This is a genomic window from Pseudacidovorax sp. RU35E, assembly GCF_900156165.1.
In the GTDB taxonomy this organism is placed as follows: Bacteria; Pseudomonadota; Gammaproteobacteria; order Burkholderiales; family Burkholderiaceae_C; genus Xenophilus.
In genome coordinates this window covers 101,904-119,152 of the sequence record NZ_FTMY01000010.1, presented here as the reverse complement: position 1 = coordinate 119,152, position 17,249 = coordinate 101,904, and the positions used below count along the sequence as shown (strand labels likewise).

At 69.4% G+C, this 17,249-nt stretch carries 19 protein-coding genes; 4 read left to right on the top strand and 15 right to left on the bottom strand.

Annotation, left to right across the window (positions count from 1 at the left end; genetic code table 11):
• Positions 1–207: 207 nt before the first annotated feature.
• The gene (locus BXA03_RS18700) at positions 208–1,113 is read right to left on the bottom strand and encodes a LysR family transcriptional regulator (RefSeq protein ID WP_076510635.1); all 906 of its coding nucleotides are present in this window, start codon (positions 1,111–1,113) and stop codon (positions 208–210) included.
• Between the two features lie 91 nt (positions 1,114–1,204).
• Here BXA03_RS18700 and BXA03_RS18695 point away from each other — a divergent pair, with 91 nt between their 5' ends.
• Positions 1,205–2,539 (top strand): arylsulfatase, encoded by a 1,335-nt coding sequence (locus BXA03_RS18695; RefSeq protein WP_076510781.1) that lies wholly within the window; start codon positions 1,205–1,207, stop codon positions 2,537–2,539.
• 41 nt (positions 2,540–2,580) lie between these two features.
• Entirely contained in the window at positions 2,581–3,555 is a 975-nt protein-coding gene (locus tag BXA03_RS18690; RefSeq protein ID WP_076510633.1) for a Bug family tripartite tricarboxylate transporter substrate binding protein, read from the top strand.
• A gap of 51 nt (positions 3,556–3,606) precedes the next feature.
• Here BXA03_RS18690 and BXA03_RS18685 read toward each other — a convergent pair whose 3' ends face one another.
• From BXA03_RS18685 to BXA03_RS18650, 8 genes are read right to left on the bottom strand one after another with little or no spacing between them, the layout of a single operon-like run.
• Entirely contained in the window at positions 3,607–4,656 is a 1,050-nt protein-coding gene (locus BXA03_RS18685) for a LacI family DNA-binding transcriptional regulator (protein ID WP_076510631.1), read from the bottom strand.
• The gene (locus tag BXA03_RS18680; protein WP_369822452.1) at positions 4,653–5,585 is read right to left on the bottom strand and encodes a 2-hydroxyacid dehydrogenase; all 933 of its coding nucleotides are present in this window, start codon (positions 5,583–5,585) and stop codon (positions 4,653–4,655) included. The genes BXA03_RS18685 and BXA03_RS18680 overlap by 4 nt, the downstream gene beginning before the upstream one ends.
• 50 nt (positions 5,586–5,635) lie before the next feature.
• Complete coding sequence (locus tag BXA03_RS18675; RefSeq protein WP_076510628.1) at positions 5,636–6,589, bottom strand: sugar kinase; 954 nt, start codon at positions 6,587–6,589, stop codon at positions 5,636–5,638.
• A gap of 10 nt (positions 6,590–6,599) precedes the next feature.
• Positions 6,600–7,373 carry a sugar phosphate isomerase/epimerase family protein gene (locus BXA03_RS18670; protein WP_076510626.1) on the bottom strand — a complete coding sequence of 258 codons (774 nt, stop codon included), beginning with the start codon at positions 7,371–7,373 and terminating at the stop codon, positions 6,600–6,602.
• Between the two features lie 4 nt (positions 7,374–7,377).
• The gene (locus BXA03_RS18665; protein WP_076510625.1) at positions 7,378–8,154 is read right to left on the bottom strand and encodes an amino acid ABC transporter ATP-binding protein; all 777 of its coding nucleotides are present in this window, start codon (positions 8,152–8,154) and stop codon (positions 7,378–7,380) included.
• 41 nt (positions 8,155–8,195) lie between these two features.
• Entirely contained in the window at positions 8,196–8,993 is a 798-nt protein-coding gene (locus BXA03_RS18660) for a transporter substrate-binding domain-containing protein (RefSeq protein ID WP_076510623.1), read from the bottom strand.
• Positions 8,994–9,049: 56 nt separating this feature from the next.
• Entirely contained in the window at positions 9,050–9,703 is a 654-nt protein-coding gene (locus tag BXA03_RS18655) for an amino acid ABC transporter permease (protein WP_076510621.1), read from the bottom strand.
• A gap of 24 nt (positions 9,704–9,727) precedes the next feature.
• Positions 9,728–10,399 (bottom strand): amino acid ABC transporter permease, encoded by a 672-nt coding sequence (locus BXA03_RS18650; RefSeq protein ID WP_076510620.1) that lies wholly within the window; start codon positions 10,397–10,399, stop codon positions 9,728–9,730.
• Between the two features lie 169 nt (positions 10,400–10,568).
• Between BXA03_RS18650 and BXA03_RS18645 the strand changes: the two genes are divergently transcribed.
• Positions 10,569–10,988: a BLUF domain-containing protein gene (locus BXA03_RS18645; RefSeq protein ID WP_159444733.1), complete on the top strand. Its 420-nt coding sequence runs from the start codon at positions 10,569–10,571 to the stop codon at positions 10,986–10,988.
• Positions 10,989–11,047: 59 nt separating this feature from the next.
• Here the strand turns inward: BXA03_RS18645 and BXA03_RS18640 are convergent, their stop codons facing one another.
• Genes BXA03_RS18640 through BXA03_RS18630 form a run of 3 tightly spaced genes read right to left on the bottom strand, consistent with a single transcriptional unit; the run spans position 11,048 to position 13,429 of the window.
• Entirely contained in the window at positions 11,048–11,905 is an 858-nt protein-coding gene (locus tag BXA03_RS18640; RefSeq protein ID WP_076510616.1) for an SDR family oxidoreductase, read from the bottom strand.
• Complete coding sequence (locus BXA03_RS18635) at positions 11,898–12,533, bottom strand: cysteine hydrolase family protein (protein WP_076510614.1); 636 nt, start codon at positions 12,531–12,533, stop codon at positions 11,898–11,900. Before BXA03_RS18635 ends, BXA03_RS18640 begins: the two co-directional genes overlap by 8 nt.
• The gene (locus BXA03_RS18630) at positions 12,530–13,429 is read right to left on the bottom strand and encodes a manganese catalase family protein (RefSeq protein WP_076510613.1); all 900 of its coding nucleotides are present in this window, start codon (positions 13,427–13,429) and stop codon (positions 12,530–12,532) included. The genes BXA03_RS18635 and BXA03_RS18630 overlap by 4 nt, the downstream gene beginning before the upstream one ends.
• Positions 13,430–13,701: 272 nt before the next feature.
• On the opposite strand from BXA03_RS18630, the gene BXA03_RS18625 reads away from it, so the two are divergent.
• Entirely contained in the window at positions 13,702–14,361 is a 660-nt protein-coding gene (locus BXA03_RS18625) for a ferritin-like domain-containing protein (protein WP_234983740.1), read from the top strand.
• Positions 14,362–14,385: 24 nt separating this feature from the next.
• Here BXA03_RS18625 and BXA03_RS18620 read toward each other — a convergent pair whose 3' ends face one another.
• From BXA03_RS18620 to BXA03_RS18610, 3 genes are read right to left on the bottom strand one after another with little or no spacing between them, the layout of a single operon-like run.
• Complete coding sequence (locus BXA03_RS18620; RefSeq protein WP_083716178.1) at positions 14,386–14,805, bottom strand: VOC family protein; 420 nt, start codon at positions 14,803–14,805, stop codon at positions 14,386–14,388.
• A complete protein-coding gene (locus BXA03_RS18615) occupies positions 14,802–16,409 on the bottom strand; it encodes an FAD-dependent monooxygenase (RefSeq protein ID WP_159444732.1) in 1,608 nt (535 codons plus the stop codon). Before BXA03_RS18615 ends, BXA03_RS18620 begins: the two co-directional genes overlap by 4 nt.
• A 46-nt stretch (positions 16,410–16,455) precedes the next feature.
• Positions 16,456–17,244, bottom strand: coding sequence for an alpha/beta fold hydrolase (locus BXA03_RS18610; RefSeq protein WP_076510607.1), 789 nt, complete (start codon positions 17,242–17,244; stop codon positions 16,456–16,458).
• Between the last annotated feature and the right edge of the window lie 5 nt (positions 17,245–17,249).

The following is a 17,249-nucleotide window of genomic DNA, read 5'->3' as shown; positions in this document are numbered from 1 at the left end:
AGTGCCAGGCCCTTGAAGATGCACGCGGACTTCCTAGTGGCGAAGTTTGTAGGTGCAGCAGCTGGTCCCGTGGAGCCATGGTGGCTACATGGAGAACCTTATCTTCGGCTATCTGCCGTAGAGCGTGAGTTGGGCCCGCGTGTCCTCTGTTGACGTCCGCACTGCCGCTCAAGCCCGACGGGAGGTCTAATTTTCCCGGTGGGCTTTTCACCCACCCGCCCTCGCCCGCTCGAGCAACAACCCCCGCAGCGTCTCCATCAACGGCGACCAGGCCGACCCCGGCCGCGACAGCAGCACCACCGCGCGCGGAATGCGCAGTGCCGCCACCGGCAACTGCACGAAGCGTTCGGCCGGCGCCAGCGGCATCAGCGAGCGGGGCAGCAGCGTCACCAGGTCGGTGGCGGCCAGCACCGTGAGGTTCATCTCCGACGAGAAGGGCACCTCGACCACGATCTGCGGGGCTGACAACCCCTGGCGCGCGAACACCGCCGAAACGGCCTGGAAGGCGGCCGAATGTTCGGGCCCCAGCATCCAGCCGTAACCCGCCACATCCTTCAAGCCCGGCCGGGCCAGGCGCGTGAGCGGATGGCCCACGCGCACCAGCGGCAGCAGCGGGTCGCTGTCGACCTTGGTGCGCTCGGTGGGCAGCGGCTGGCCTTCATAGGCCGGCACCAGAGCCAGGTCCAGCGAGCCTTCCTGCACCTGCGCGGCCAGCGCGTCGGAGCGGTCCACGCGCAGCTTCACCCGCAAGCCCGGCCGCATCGCCAGCATGGGGCCGAGCACCGCCGCCATGCGGTTGCCGCCGGGGGTGTCGGTCACGCCCAGGCGCAGCAGGCCGGCCTGGCGGGCGCGCATCTCGTCGGCCAGCAGCACGGTGTCGGCGTATTCGGCCTGCAACCTGCGCAGTTGCTCGGCCACCCGCAGGCCAGCCGAGGTCGGACGCATGCCGCGCACGCTGCGCTCCAGCAGTTGCAGGCCGAACTCGCGTTCCACGCGCTGCATGGCCTTGGTGAGCGCCGACTGGGTCACGCCCAGCTCGTCGGCGGCGGATGACAGCTGCCCCTCGCGGGCCACGGCGAGGAAGTACTGGATGTCCTGGATCGAGAGATTCATTCCTGGCGCTCATGGCATCACACGGGAGCAGGAATGCTAGAAGACGCCGAGGCGTCTTAGATTGCAGGCCATCGAATCCCTTCCGTTCCCGATGGCCTCCCACGCTTCTCCCCACATCGTCCTCATCGTGGCCGACAACCTCGGCTGGGGCGAACTCGGCTGCTACGGCGGCGGCGCCCTGCGGGGCGCGCCAACGCCGCGCATCGACGCCCTGGCCCGCCAGGGCCTGCTGCTGCAGAACTTCAATGTCGAGAGCGACTGCGTGCCCACGCGCTCGGCCCTCATGTCGGGCCGCCATCCGATCCGCACCGGCTGCCTGCAGTCCGTGCCGCCGGGCCTGCCGCAGGGCCTCACGCGCTGGGAGGTGACGCTGCCGCAACTGCTGTCGCAGGTCGGCTATGCCACCGCCCATTTCGGCAAATGGCACCTGGGCGACGTGGCGGGGCGCTTTCCCTCGGACCGCGGCTTCGACGAGTGGTACGGCATTCCGCGCACCACGGACGAAAGCCAGTTCACGTCCTCCGTGGGCTTCGACCCCAGCGTGGTCGACCTGCCCTACATCATGGAAGGCCGCGTCGGCGAGCCTTCGCGCGAGGTGAGGCTCTACGACCTGGAGGCACGCCGCGGCATCGACGCCGACCTGGTGGAGCGCTCCTGCGCCTTCATGCAGCGCAACGTGGCGGCGAAGCGGCCCTTCTTTCTGTACCTGCCGCTGGTGCACCTGCACTTTCCGACGCTACCGCATCCGGACTTCGCGGGCAGCACCGGGAATGGGGATTTCGCCGATTCGATGGCCGAGATGGACCACCGCGTAGGCCAGATCGTCGACGAGGTCGAACGCCTGGGCATTGCGGACGACACGCTGTTCATCTTCTGCAGCGACAACGGCCCCGAGTTCCGCGCGCCCTACCGCGGCACGGCCGGCCCCTGGCGCGGTACGTATCACACGGCCATGGAGGGCAGCCTGCGCGTGCCCTTCATCGCCCGTTGGCCCGGCCGCATCGAGCCCGGCCGTGTGAGCAACGAGATCGTGCACGTGACCGACCTATTCACCACCCTCGCGGCCGTGGCCGACGCGCCGCTGCCGCAGGACCGGCCCATCGACGGCGTGGACCAGCGCGCCTTTTTCTTCGGCGAGCAGTCCAAGTCGGCGCGCGAAGGCTTCCTCTTCTACATCAAGCAGGAGTTGCGCGCCGCCAAGTGGCGCGACTGGAAGCTGCACTTCTACTGGGAGCCCGAGGTGAACCAGGGCCAGGGCAAGCTGGAGTCGCCCTACCTGTTCAACATCACGCGTGACCCCAAGGAAGAGACCGATGTGCTGGTCTTCAACACCTGGGTCATGGGCCCGGTGCTGCGCATGATCCGCGACTTCAACGCCAGTGCGGCCGCGCATCCGCACACCCCGCCTGGCCAGCCCGACCGCTGAGCCGCACGTCCCGCCCCGCATCACTCCCCGGAAGCAAGCCCATGACCTCCTTTCACAGCCGCCGCCGTCTCCTGCGCCTTGCGGCGCTCGCCGCCACCGCGACTATCGCGCTAGGCGCCCATGCCGAGCAGCCCTGGCCCGAGGCCAAGCCCATCACCTGGATCGTGGGCTTCGTGCCCGGCGGCACGGTGGACGTGCTCACGCGCGCCTTCGCCAAGGCCGTGTCCGACCAGATCGGCCAGACCATCGTGATCGACAACGTGCCGGGTGCCTCCGGTGCGCTGGCGCTCAAGCAGGCGGCGCGGGCCAAGCCCGACGGCTACACGCTGGTGACGGTGCCGGGGCCGGTGCTCTTCGGCCAGCAGCAGCCGGAGGTGGGCCGTGAGCTGCAGGCGGTGGGCCTGATGTCACAGGGCCCCATCGTGCTGGTGGGCGGCGCTTCGCTGGCGCCGACCGACCTCGGCGCGCTCATCGCCGCCATGAAGAAGAACCCGCAGCAGTGGGACTACGCCAGCTCGGGCATCGGCACCGGCCAGCATCTGGCCGGCGAGCTGTTCAACCAGTTGGCCGGCACGCAGATGCTGCATGTGCCATACAAGGGCGGCGGCCAGGCCGTGGTGGACGTCGTGGGCGGGCAGGTCAAGCTGGGCATGCTGGGCGTCACGCCCGTGCTGTCGCAGATCAAGGCCGGCCAGCTGCGCGCCTATGCCGTGACCACGCCCTACCGCATTCCCAGCCTGCCCAACGTGCCGACCATGAGCGAGGCCGGCCTCAAGGGCTACGAGGCGACTCAGTACTTCGCCGTCGCGGGGGCCAAGGGCCTGCCCGATCCGGTGGTGGCGCGGCTCAATGCCGCCATCGCCAAGGCGGCCGAGAGCCCGCAGGTGCAGGCGGCGCTGGAGGCGGGCGGCCAACTGCCCGGCCGCATGTCGCCGGCCGAGGCGCAGAAGTTCGTGCAGGACAGCCTGCGCAAGTTCGGCGACGTGGCCACCAAGGCCCACATCGTGCTGAACTGAGCCAGCCCGCGCCGGGCCTTCGCGCGCAGCGCAGGGCCGGCGTGTCGCGGGTCAGGCCGCGGAAGAACCGCGCACCACCAGCGTCCCCGGCAGCAGCAGCTCCCGCGCCGGGCCTTCCAGACCCTGCATGCGCTCGATCAGGCAGGCGGCGGCGGCGCGGCCGAGTTCGTCGGTGGGTTGCGCCAGGGTGCTGAGGCCCGGGCCCACCAGCGAGGCCCATTCGGGCTCGTCGAAGCCGATGAAGCCGAGGTCTTCGCCGAACTCCCAGCCCAGCTGGCGCACGGCCTGTGCGACACGCAGCGTGACCACCGAGTTGCCCGCCACGACGGCGGCGCGGCGCGGCGCGCGGGCCCGCTTGCGCAGCGCGCGCAGCGCATCGCGAAGGGCCTCGTCGCCGCCCTCGGCCATCTCGAAGACGTCGCCGCGCACCTTGGGCGAAGCCGGGGCATGGGCCCGCACGCAGTCATGGAAGGCGGCGGTCCGCTCCCGCCGCGTGCTCACACCCTGCTGCGGCTCGGTCACGTACAGCAGCTCGCGCCAGCCGCCGTCGATCAGGTGGCCGCACGCTTCGGCCATGGCGCCGCGGTTGTCGATGGAGACGAAGTCGGCCTCCAGCCCGTCGTGCCGGCGGTCCACCAGCACAGCCGGCTTGCCATGTGCAGCGATGGCCTCGACCACGCCCGCGCCGCGGCCCAGGGTGTTGAGGATGAAGCCGTCCACCTGGTAGCCGGCCAGGGCGTCGATGGCTTCGCGCTCGCGGCCGGCTTCGTTGCCGATGTTGAACAGCATCACCAGGTAGCCCGCGTCCTTGCACGCCTTCTCGGCACCGCGCAGCACGGCCACCGAGAAGGGGTTGGTGATGTCGGCCACGATCAGCCCGATGAGCCGCGAGCGGCCATGGCTGAGCGCCTGGGCCATGGGGCTGGGCACATAGCCCAGCTCGGCGATGGCGGCCTCCACGCGGGCCGCGATGTCGGGGCTGAGCAGGCGTTCGCGGTGGTTGAAGAAGCGCGACACCGTGGCCTTGGACACGCCCGCCACCCGCGCGACGTCCGAGATGGTGGGGCGGCCCGCCCGCACGGCCGGCGGGAGCTGGTTCATGAAGCCGACGTGTCGTACACCGCGGCCGGTCGGCGGCCCGCCAGCGCGTCGAGCAGGTTGCTCACCGCAAGTTCGGCCATGCCATGGCGCGTCTCGTGCGTGGCCGAGCCGATGTGCGGCAGCGGCGTCACCTTGGGGTGGGTGCGCAGCGGCGAATCGAGCGGCAGCGGCTCGCGCGCGAACACGTCCAGGCCGGCGGCGCGCAGTTGGCCGCTGTCCAGCGCGGCCAGCAGGGCCGTCTCGTCCACGGTGGCACCGCGGCCACCATTGATGAAGATGGCGCCCGGCTTCATCTGCGCGAGCAGGTCGGCATCGACCATGCCGCGGGTCTGCGGCGTGAGTGGCAGCATGGCGACCACGAAGTCGGCGCGTGCCAGCAACTGGGGCAGCGGCGTGTGATCGGCATGGCCTTGCAGCTCGGGCGCCTGCGTGGCCAGGTCGACCGGCCGGCGCGCGTGATACAGCACCGGCATGCCGAAGCCCAGGGCCGCGCGCCGCGCGATGGCCTGGCCGATGCGGCCGAAGCCGAGCAGGCCCAGGGTCTTGCCATGCACGTCGAAGCCGAAGAGGTCTTCACCGATGTTCCGATCCCAGCGGCCTTCGCGCACCAGCGTGGCGAGTTCGACCACGCGGCGGCTGGTGGCCATCAGCAGGGCGAAGACGGTGTCGGCTACGGTCTCGTCCAGCACGCCGGGCGTGTGGGCCAGCACGATGTGGCGGGCATGCAGCGCGGCCAGGTCGTAGTTGTCCACGCCCACCGACACGCTGGAAACCACCTCCAGCTTCGGCGCCGCGGCGATCACGCCGGCGTCGATCGGAAAGCTGGAGCCGATCAGGCCCTGCGCCTCGGGCAGGGCGGCGTCGAAGGCGGCGCGGTCCTTCTTGGGGTCGGCGAAGCTGACGTCGTGCGCGGCCTGCAGACGCGCCATCTGGTCGGGCGGCAGGGCGCGGAAGACCAGGACCTTCTTGCGTGCGCCGCTCACAGGCCGGCCTCCTGCAGCTGGGCCCGCGTGGGCAGGCCTTCGGTGTCGCCCAGAACCTGCACTGCGCGGGCGCCGATCCAGGCGCCGCGGCGCACGGCGTCGGGCACGCTGCGGCCTTCGAGCAGGGCGCTGACCACGCCGGCCGCGAAGCCATCGCCGGCGCCCACGGTGTCGATCACCTGTTCGACCGGGAAGCCGGGCACCTGGCCGCAGCCAGCCGTGGCGCTGTCGTAGTAGGCGCCCTCGGGACCTAGCTTCACGACCACCAGCGAGGCACCGGCCGCACGGTAGAAGCGCGCGATGCCTTCGGGCGTGGCCTCGCCGGTGAGCAGGCGGCCTTCCTCCAGGCCGGGCAGCACCCAGTCGGCCTTGGCCGCCAGCGCGTTGATGCACTCGCGCATGCGCTCGGTGCTGCCCCACAAGGTGGGCCGCAGGTTGGGATCGAAGGAGATGCTGCGGCCGGCCGCGCGCATCAGGTCGAGCGTGCGGTGGGCGGTCGGCAGTGTGGTCTCGGAGACCGCCGCGAAGACGCCGGTGGCATGCAGGTGGCGCGCTGCGCAGAGCCAGGCCTCGTCGATGTCCTCGGGCCGCATCTGGCTCGCGGCCGAGCCCTTGCGGTGGTATTCGATGGGCGGATCGCTGCCATCGGTGACGCGGCCCTTGAACTGGAAGCCCGTGCGCTGGCTGGCGTCGCACACCACGTGCGAGCAGTCGATGCCCTCGGCCTGCATGGTGGCCAGCAGCGCGCGGCCCATGGAATCGGTGCCCAGCCGGCTGGCCCAGCCCACCTGGAGGCCCAGGCGCGAGAGGCCGATGGCCACGTTGGTCTCGGCGCCCGCGCTGCGCTTGTGGAAGAGCGTGGCGTTCTCGATGGGGCCGGGCTCGTCGGCCACCAGCAGCAGCATGGCCTCGCCGAAGGTGGCGACGTCGAAGGTGGGAGCGGTGGTCATGCGGGACGGTTCAGCGAAGACTCTGTCGTGGTGTACAGGCGGCTGCGCGCAACTGGCGCAGGGCGGCGATCTCGGCACGGGTGACGGCCGTGAGGTCGTCGCCGATCAGCGGGTATTCGATGGCATGCGGCACATCGGCCGGCAGGGCGCGCAGCACGGCGCGCCAGGGTGCGGCCGATTCGGCCAGCGGCACGGCGACCCACTTGTCGGGCCGGCGCTGCACGCCCTTGGCATGCACGTAGCGCACGCGGTGGGCGAGGGCGCGGGCGGCTTCCAGCGGGCATTCGCCCAGCCAGTGCCAGTTGCCCATGTCGAAGGTCATGCCCAGGTCCAGGCCGGCGGCCTGCTGGGCGTCGAAAAAGGAAACGAGCGCGTCGAGGGTGCCGGCGGTGGGCGTCTGGTCGTTCTCGATCACCAGCTCCACCGGCGTGCGGGCCAGGGCCTCGCGCAGCGCGTCGAGGGAGTCGCGGCTGCGCGTGGCATGGAAGCCGCCGATGGCCATCTTGAGGCGGGGCGCGTCCAGGGCCACGGCGCGGGCCAGGCCGGCCTGGAGCGCGGCGCTGTCGAGTTCGCCCGCGGCCGTCCACAGACCCTCGGGGCTGGAGTAGACGGCGGCATGGCCCTTGAGCGCGGCCAGTTCGGACACGGGATTGCGCAGCAGCTCGCCGCGCACTTCGACGCTGTCCACGCCGGCTTCGTAGGCCAGGCCCGTGGCCCAGGCCTGGCCATGGCGGCCCACCTCTGCCGCGCCGAAGGAGGAAAGAGAGATCAGGACGGAGAACATCGCGTCAGTGGCCCGAGGTGAGGATCTGGCCCAGGAACTGCCGCGTCTTCTCGTGCTGCGGATTGCCGAAGAAGGCTTCCGGCGTGCCCTGTTCGAGGATCTGGCCGCTGGCCATGAAGATCACGCGGTCGGCCACGCTGCGGGCGAAGCCCATTTCGTGCGTGACGCACAGCATGGTCATGCCGTCGTCGGCCAGGCCGATCATAGTGTCCAGCACTTCCTTGACCATCTCGGGGTCGAGCGCCGAGGTCGGCTCGTCGAACAGCATGATCTTGGGCGCCATGCACAGCGCCCGGGCAATGGCCACGCGCTGCTGCTGGCCGCCGGAGAGCTGGCTGGGGTACTTGTGGGCCTGCTCGGGAATGCGCACCCGCGTGAGGTACTTCATGGCCACGGCCTCGGCCTCTTCGCGCGACATGCCGCGCGAGCGCATCGGCGCCAGCGTGCAGTTCTGCAGGATCGTGAGGTGCGGGAACAGGTTGAACTGCTGGAACACCATGCCCACTTCCGCGCGCACGGCGTCCACGTTCTTGCCGCCGGCCGTCAGCTCGATGCCGTCGACCGCGATGCGGCCCTTCTGCACCGTCTCCAGCCGGTTGATGCAGCGGATCAGCGTGGACTTGCCCGAGCCCGAGGGCCCGCAGATGACGATGCGCTCGCCGGTGCGCACCGACAGGTCCACATCGGTGAGCACCTGGAACTCGCCATACCACTTGCTCACCCCTTCCATGCGGATGATGGGGTCGCCCAGTTCATGGGGCGCGGCCACGCTGCTGTTCATCGTTCGGCTGCCTTGTGCGTTCGGGAGTGGGAAGAAGCCAATCAGGAGTTGGGCATGGCCGGGAAGTCGGTGCCCAGCCACTTCTGGTAGAGCTTGTTCAGCTCGCCGTTCTTCTTGTTGCGCTCGACGAACTCGTCCAGCGTCTTCTTCAGCTCGGGCTGGCCCGGGCGCATGGCGATGCCCATGACCTGCTGGCGCAGGTTGAACTTGTTCTCGAAGTTGCTGCCGGCGCGCTTGGCGATCTGGGCGGCCACGGTGGTGGAGCAGCCGATGGCATCGACCTGGCCCGACATCAGCGCCTGCATGGCGGAGGCGTCGTCGTCGAAGCGGCGGATCTCCGTGCCCTCGGGTGCCACGGCGGTCAGCGACACGTCCTGCGTGCTGGCGCGGGCCACGCCCACGCGCTTGCCCTTGAGGTCGGCGGGCGACTTCATCTCGACCCTGCTGCTGCCGTACAGCACGATGGTGGCGGCGGCGTAGGGCACCGAGAAGTCCACCTGCTTGGCGCGCTCGGGCGTGACGGCCAGCGAGGCGATCAGCAGGTCGACCTTGTTGGTCAGCAGGAAGGGAATGCGGTTGGGGCCGGTGACGGGCACGATGTTGGCCTTCACGCCCAGGTCCTTGGCCAGCAGCTTGGCCACGTCGGCGTCGTAGCCGTCGGGTTGGTTCCTGGCGTCGGTGGTGCCGTAGGGCGGAAAGTCCACCAGCATGCCGATGGTGATCTCGCCCTTCTTCTTGATGTCGGCCACGGACTGGGCCGAGGCCAGGGGTGCGAAGGCGGTGGCGCAGGCGGCCAGGCCCAGTGCCAGGGCGGCGCGGCGATGCAGGCTGAGGTTCATGGAGGTCTCCTTGGGGTTGGACGGGACGGGATGAATGAAGAGAAGAAGGGCAGCGGTCAGCGCGCCAGGGCCCGCGCACGGCGGCGTTCCATGTGCGCGGCCAGCAGCGACAGCGGCCAGCAGATCACGAAATACAGCGCGGCCACGGTGCTGAACACCTCCAGCGGCTGGAAGGTGGCGTTGTTGATGATCTGCCCGGCGCGGGTGATCTCGGTGAAGCCGATGATGGCCGCCAGCGACGTGCCCTTGATGATCTGCACCACGTAGCCCACCGTGGGCGGCAGCGCGATCTTGAAGGCCTGGGGCAGCACCACGTCGCGCAGGCGGGCGGTGTACGACAGGTTGAGTGCCATGGCCGCTTCCCACTGGCCGCGCGGGATGGCCTGGATGCAGCCGCGCCAGATTTCGCCCAGGAAGGCGGCGCTGTTGAGGATGAGCGCCGCGCCCGCGGCGACCCAGGGGTTGATGTCCAGCCCCAGCACCGGCGCGCCGAAGAAGATCAAGAAGAGCTGCAGCAGCAGCGGCGTGCCCTGGAACACCTGGATGAACACGCCCGAGGCGAAGAGCGCCGCGCGGTTCTCAATGGTGCGGGCCAGCGCGACGATGAGTCCCAGGATGGCGCCGCCCACGAAGGCGATGGCCGACAGGGCCAGCGTCCACTGGGCCGCTTCGAGGATGAACAGGAATTCGGGAAAGCCGAAGGTACGCATGGTGGTCGTCTCCTGGTGCTGCCTTCAGCGGCGGTCGGGGTAGTGCAGCACGCGCTGGTAGATCAGCTTGAACAGCAGCGAGAAGAGCAGGGCCAGGCCCAGGTAGATGGCGGCCACGACGATGTAGATCTCGAAGCTGCGGAAGGTCTGCGACTGCAGCGTGGCGGCCACGGAGGTGAGGTCATCGGCCGAGATCACCGACACCACGGCCGAGCTCAGCATCAGCAGGATGAACTGGCTGGTCAGGGCCGGGTAGATGGCCTTGAGCGCGGGCTTGATGATGATGAAGCGGAAGATCTCCCAGCTCTTGAGGTTGAGCGCGCGGCCCGCCTCGATCTGGCCCTTGGGAATGGACTCGATGCCGGCCCGGATGATCTCGGTGGCATAGGCACCCAGGTTGACCACCATGGCCGTGAGCGCGGCCATGTAGGGCGACCAGCGCACGCCGATGACCGGCAGCGCGAAGAAAAAGAAGAACAGCTGCACCAGGAAGGGCGTGTTCCGGATCACCTCGATGTAGGCATTGATCAGGAAGCGCAGCGGGGCCGGGCCGCTGGTCTTGCCCCAGGCGCACACCACGGCCACGGCAAGGCCCAGCAGCGTGGCGGTGAGCGAGAGCTGCACCGTGATCCATGTGCCCTTGAGCAGCAGGGGCCAGGCGGCGAGCACGGCATCGAACTGGAACTGGTAATTCACGGCATGGGACGCATGGACGCGCCGGTGTGTCTCCGATGACGGAAATTATGAAACCGGTTTCAGGGATTGCGATCAGGGTTTGCCCTGAAATCCAGATGCGGCTCCTTTTGCCTCCAGATCTCTGCAACGGACCATCGGGTTTGGCGGGAGGGGGACTAGGATGCATCGCGTGATCTACCGACTCATCTACGCCAGTCGTGCACGGCCCTTCCGCTCGGAGGACGTGGCGGGCATCCTGCGTCAGTCGCATGAGAACAACCCGGCCGCGGGCGTCACGGGCGCCCTGTGCCTGCTGGATGGCGTGTATATGCAGTACCTCGAAGGACCGCAGGCGGCGGTGGAGCATCTGTTTGCCCGCCTCCTGGACGACGAACGCCACGGCAAGCTGCAGCTGCTCGACCGGGGCCCCGTCCCGAGCCGGGTGTTCCCGGACTGGTCGATGGCCCTGCTGGACTGGGACGAACGCATCCGCGCCGTCTTCGTGCGCCACGGCATGCCGCTGCCGCTGGACCTCTACGCCACGCCGTCGGACCAGGCGGCCGAGCTGTTCGCCGCGCTGGCGCGCACGCCCAGCTGGGTGCCGCTCTAGGGCGGCTTCGTCGTCCGGACGCAGCTCGTCACCTTGCTCCTGCCAACGAGGGATGCGCTCTAGATCATCGGCACGCCGCCGGTGACGGCGATCGTGGCGCCCGAGATGTAGCTCGCCTCATCCGACGCCAGCATCACGTAGGCCGCCTGCAGCTCCTTGGGCTGGGCGGGGCGCTTCATCGGCGTCTGCTGCCCGAATTTGGCGACCTGCTCGGGCGGCATCGTCGAGGGGATCAGCGGTGTCCATACCGGCCCCGGCGCCACGCAGTTGACGCGGATGCCCTGCTCGGCCAGCAACTGGGCCAGGCCGCCGGTGAGGTTCTGGATCGCACCCTTGGTGGCCGCATAGGCCACCAGCGTGGCGTTGGGCTTGTCGGCGTTGATCGACGCCGTGTTGATGATCGAGGCACCGGGCTTCATGTGCGGCACAGCCGCCTTGGCGAGGAAGAACATCGCGAAGACGTTGGTGCGGAAGGTGCGGTCGATCTCTTCCTCGGTCAGCTCCTGAAGCGACTTGTGGCTCATCTGGAAGGCTGCGTTGTTCACGAGCACGTCGATCCGCCCGAACTGACGTACCACGGCATCGACCAGCGACCGGCAATGCGCTTCGCTGCGGATGTCGCCCGCAATGGCCAGGCACTGGCGACCTTCGCGCTGCACCCATTCGCGGGTGACGCGGGCGTCGCTTTCCTCTTCCGGCAGGTAGGCGATGAGCAGGTCGGCGCCTTCGCGCGCAAAGGCCAGGGCGACAGCGCGGCCGATGCCGCTGTCGCCACCGGTGATCAACGCCACCTTGCCCTGCAGCCTGCCGCTGCCGCGGTAGCTGTCGGCGCCGAAATCCGGCTGCGGTGTCATGCGCGATTCGAGGCCGGGCGGCTGCTGGGGCGGCGTGGAGGCCTGCGGTTTGGGTTCAGTCATTGGAGGGCTCCTGGCGGGGTGGTGGTTCAGGGGAGGAGGAAGGCGCCGCGTCCTCGAAGATCGCGCGCCAGGTGTCCGGCGCCTCGACCTTCCAGGTCTCGCGCAACTGCTGCAGCAGCACCTGATGCCGGGCATCGCCCTGCGATGCGGAGCAGTCGGCGGGCACGATGGGGTCCAGCTCGCGCATGCGCGCGTCGGACACGGACATCAGCACGCACTGGTCGCTGGAGACACCGGCGAGCACCAGGCGTTGAACCTTCAGGTGCTGCAGCAGGAAGGGCATGGGCGTGCCATGGAAGATGGAATGCTTGGGCTTGAGCACGAAGTAGTCGTGCTCCTGCGGACGCATCAGACGGGCGATCTCGGCACCCGGCCCGTCCTGGCCCAGTGCATGCTCGACCAGCGTCCTGAAGTCCGAACGCCAGCGGCCACGGTTGTCGTTGGCATAGATGACAGGCACACCTCGATCGCGGCAGGCCTGGGCCAGGCCGGCGATCTCGGTGGCCACACGCTGGGCATGCGGCAGCAGGTGCTCGGCATCCGGAAAGTCCCAGCCGCTGATCATGTCGATGATGACCAGCGCCAGGCCTCCCGGTGCCGGCGCGTCCGCTTCGCGCCCTGCGCTCACTTCTTCTTGGCCGCCGGGGGCGGGGTGACGCCGGCGCCCAGCTCGGCACCGGTGGTGGGATCGATGTCGGTGCGCGACTGGGTACGCGTGGCCATCGCACGCACCAGCTCCGCATCGCCTTCGGGGAGTTCGACGGAGGCCCAGCCCGTGCGTCCATCCACGGGAGCCGAGTCCTGCGTCATCGGCACGAAGTCCCAGTCTGGGCCTTCGTTCCACGGGCCCTTGAGGTCGGCCTCGCCCTTGGACATGCGGAAGTACACGCTCGTGAAGCGCGGGTCGCCCGGCAGCTTGCCCGGGGGGAAGTTCGGCTCGATGCTGTAGAGCGCCTTCTCGAAGGACTTCTGGTGCGCCACTTCGCGCGTCATCAGGAAGGTGAGGGCGTCCTTCACGCCCGGGTCCTCGGTGAGGTTGATGAGACGCTCGTAGACGATCTTGGCGCGGGCCTCGGCTGCGATGTTGGAGCGCAGGTCGGCGGTGGGCTCGCCGATGGTGTCGACGTAGGCGGCCGTCCAGGGCACGCCTGCCGAGTTGACCAGTGGCGCGCCGCCGCCGTAGAGCACCTGCGTGAGGTGGCTGTCATTGCCGGCGCCGGTGATCGAGCGATAGAGGTCGCCCTGCTCGTCCACGCCCTCGGCCAGCCGGCCTTTGGCGCCCTTGTTGAGCATGCACACGAGGTTGCCGATCACCTCCAGGTGGCTCAGCTCTTCGGTGGCGATGTCGAACAGCATGTCCTTGCGACCGGGATCGTCTTCTGCGATGGCCTGGGTGAAGTAGCGGCAGGCTGCGGCGAGTTCGCCCTGCGGGCCGCCGAACTGCTCCAGCATGAGGTTGGCGAGGCCAGGGTTGGGCATGCTGACGTGCACGGTGTACTGCAGTCGCTTGTTGTGCGAGAACATGAAGAAGACTCCTGTGGGGTGGTTGGGGTTGGAGGGCCCCCGTCGATGCGAGGACGCCAGCGCTCAGCGTTCGCAGCCCCTGTCGGCGAAGGTGTAGGTGGAGGCCCAGGCGGGAGTGGGAGCGCACAGCCGCGCGGCGGCAGGGCTCTCCGTCGGCGGTCTTCGCCATAGGCGCCCGCGTGTCTCGCCGGCCGGGTGCCGGGACTCTTCCTACAGCCGTGGGGCCGCTGCACCGCAGGGTGGGCGTTTCGACTTCCCACAGGACGCATCCCATGAACTCCCACTCTGGCAAGGCGTTCGGCACGGACCTGGCGCGCGAGTCGGCCGTTGGTGAGGAGGACCCGGGTGCCTCGCTCGACGGACTCGAAGCCGGCGGCGCGCTGGCTGAATCTCTTTCTTCATCCCCTACCAGGAGCTTTTCGATGACCCAACCCGCCGACCATCTGTTGGACTGGCTGCGCGACGCCCATGCGATGGAAGAGCAGGCAGAGACCATGCTGCAGACCGCCAGCGACCGGCTGCAGAACTATCCCGAACTCAAGGCCAAGATGCAGGCGCATCTGCAGGAGACGCGCGAGCAGGCGCGAATGCTGCGCGAGTGCATCCAGCGCCGCGGCGGCGACACCTCCAGCATGAAGGACATGGCCGCCAAGATGGGTGCCATGGTGCAGGGTCTGGGCGCCCGGATGGCCGACGACGAGGTGATGAAGGTGGCCATGAGTTGCTATGCCTTCGAGCACTTCGAGGTGGCCACGTACCGCATCCTGGTGGCTGCGGCCGACATGGCGCAGGACACGCAGACCCGCCAGGTCTGCGAGGACATCCTCCGTCAGGAAGAGGCCACGGCTGCCTGGCTGGGCGAGCGCCTGGGCGTGCTGACGCAGGAGTTCCTGGTGCTGTCGCAGGGCGCGGGCGCCGACGCCAAGCGGTGAAGCCCACCGCGCGCGGCCCGTGTCTCAGGGCGCGTCGGGCTGTCCGCCGTGCGCCTCTTCCTGGGTGAGATCGAAGTTCAGTTCGACCTTCAGGCCCAGTGGGTCTTCCACGAACACCTGGTGAAGGTGGGTGCCGTACAAGGGCGCTTCGGTGAACGGCACCTGCGCTGCCTTCAACGCCCGTCGCGTGCCGTCCAGGCCTTCGGCCTTGAGCGCGACGTGGTCGAGCGCGCCGCCGCTGCGGGCCGGCGTGCTGGAGCGCAGCGCGTTGAGGTGGATGATGGCCTGGTCGCCCACGTAGAGCCAGTGACCCGGGTGGCGCAGGCCGGGCCGGAAGCCCTCTTTCAGGCCCAGCACCCGCGTGTAGAAGTCGAGCAGCACGGGCAGGTCGCCAGGTGCGCATCCCACTGTGAAGTGGTGGAGGGCCGAGATTGCGGCGTTCACGCCCCGCCCCCAAAGCTCTCACGGCACAGCGCCCGATCCAGGGCCTCCGCCAACTCGGCCGCAGGGTCGTCCACCGCGTCGGCCGCGCGCCAGCCCACATAGCCGTCGGGCCGCACCAGCACCGCGCCGCCGGGTGCGAGGCCATAGCTGCGCAGAAACCGGCCGTTCTCGTCCTGCAGATGCTGGCCGATGACGAAGCCGACGAGCGAAGGCCGCAAGCGTGCCGCCGCCTCGTGCCACGGCATGCCGTGCGGGCCGGTGAGCAGGACGAACTCGCGGCCGAACAGGTCCAGCGTCGACAGCGATCGACCGTCGCGTGTCAACGGCACATGCGGAGCGCGGCAACCTGGCGTGGCGCTGGGCACGTACTGGAGCACGGCGTCGTCCACCGCCGGCCGGCTCCCATCGTCGACCATCGCCGCCGACCGGTAATGGGCGCCGAAGATCAGTCCCACCTCGTTGAGGAACTCCTTGCGCGGCAGCACCGCTTCCTGCTGCCGGGCCGTACGGCCCATGGACAGGGCATTGAGCAGGCTGGAGTGGGTGACCGCCTGGCCGACTGGCCGGCGCTCGGCGTCGTAGGTGTCCAGCAGCGCCTCGCCCGCGTCGCCCTTGAGCACGGCGGCCAGCTTCCACGCCAGGTTCTGGGTGTCCTGCACCCCGGTGTTGAGACCGAAGCCGCCCGTGGGCGGCATCTCGTGGGCCGCATCGCCTGCCAGGAACACGGCCCCCTGCCGGTACTGGCGGGCCACGAGGGCCGAGGCTTTCCATGCGCCGACGCCCAGCACCTCGACCGCCAGGTCCTGGCATCCCACGGCGCGCCGGATCACCTCGGTGCAGAAGCCGGGTGTGAACTGCTCCGGCGTGTAGCCATAGTGCGACAGCGAGGTCACCAGAAAGCCCCAGCGGTCCGTGCCGTTGATGGTCATGAACGTGCCGCGCAGTTCGGGCTGCTCGATCAGGTACAGCCCGGCCGGACGGTCGTCGATCCAGCGGGTGAGATCGACCCGGCAGTGGATGTTGACGCTGTCGTAGACGTCGCGTTGCCCGTCGCGTTCGATGCCCAACTGCTGGCGGATCGGGCTCTGCGCGCCATCTGCAGCGATGAGGTAGCGCGCCGACACCTCTTCCTCCTGCCCTGCGCCATCGCGGATGCGCGCGACGACGCCCGTGTCGTGGCATTGCAGTTCGACGAGCTGGGTGCCGAAGCGCACGCGGCCCGCGCCTGCCGCCTCGGCCCGCTCGCGCAGTACCGGCTCCAGCATGTCCTGCGAGCAACCGCAGTTGCTGGTGACGGACAGGGCCTGGCTCGCAGCACCGCGCGCCGGCTCCAGGCGTTTGATCTCGGCACCGGCCAGGCTTTCAGCCCACATCACCATGTGGCCGAAGCGCTCCGGCATGCCCGCGCCGCGGATCGCGCGTTCCAGGCCGATCTGGCGGTACATCTCCATGGTGCGGGCATTGAGGGCGCGGGCCTTGGGCAGCACGGCCGTGCCCGGATGGCGCTCGACCAGCAGCGACGGGATGCCGAAGTGCGACAGGTAGATCGAGGCGGTCAGTCCCACAGGGCCGCCACCGACGATGAGAACAGGGACATCGATCATCGAGAGGAACTCCATGCGCCAGCGGGCGCGAAGCGGGTGGATGGATTCATGCCGGCGCACCCGTGGCGAAGTCGATCACCAGCCGGGCCACCGCCTCCGGGGCCTGGGCGACGCCCAGATGCCCCACCTCGGGCAGGATGGCTGTGCGTGCACCGGGGATGGACCGCGACAGCGCGAGGCTCAACTGCGCCGGAACCAGCGCATCCAGCGCGCCGGCGATCACCAGCGTCGGTGCTGCAATGTGCGAGGGATCGAGCGCCGGCATGTCGCGGGCGGTGAGGAAGCGGCGCTCCGACCGCGCCGAGCGCGGCGGTGCCGCCGCGAAGTGTTGCCGCGCCTGCGGATGGGCAGCGAGATGGTGCGCGGGATAGAAATAGCCGGCGAGCTGCTCGGCCGTCGCGGGCAGGCCGGCACGCAGCTGCGCGGTGGCGGCGACCGCCTCCGGGTTCTCGGCCGCCAGATCCACGGGCAAGGGCCATGTGCTGGACAGCACCAGATGGTCGATCGCTGCCGGATGCCGAAGTGCCAATGTCTGGGCCACGCGGCCGCCCAGGGAGGTGCCGAACACATGGGCCCTCGGGATGCCCAGCGCAGCCATAAGCGCCTGCGCGTCGTCGGCCAGGTCGGCCAGGGTCGCGGGGACCTCGGGGTTGTGGGTGTCGCCGCAGTCGCGCTGGTCGTAGGTCAGTACCGTGAAGTGCGACTGCAGGTGAGCACGGATGGTGGCGAACTGCCGGCGGCTGCCTTCCGCGCCATGCAGCATCAGCAGGGCAGGGCCGTGGCCGGCCAGCTCGAAGGCGGTGCGGGTGCCGCGCAGGGCCATGGACTCGGGCATCGTGG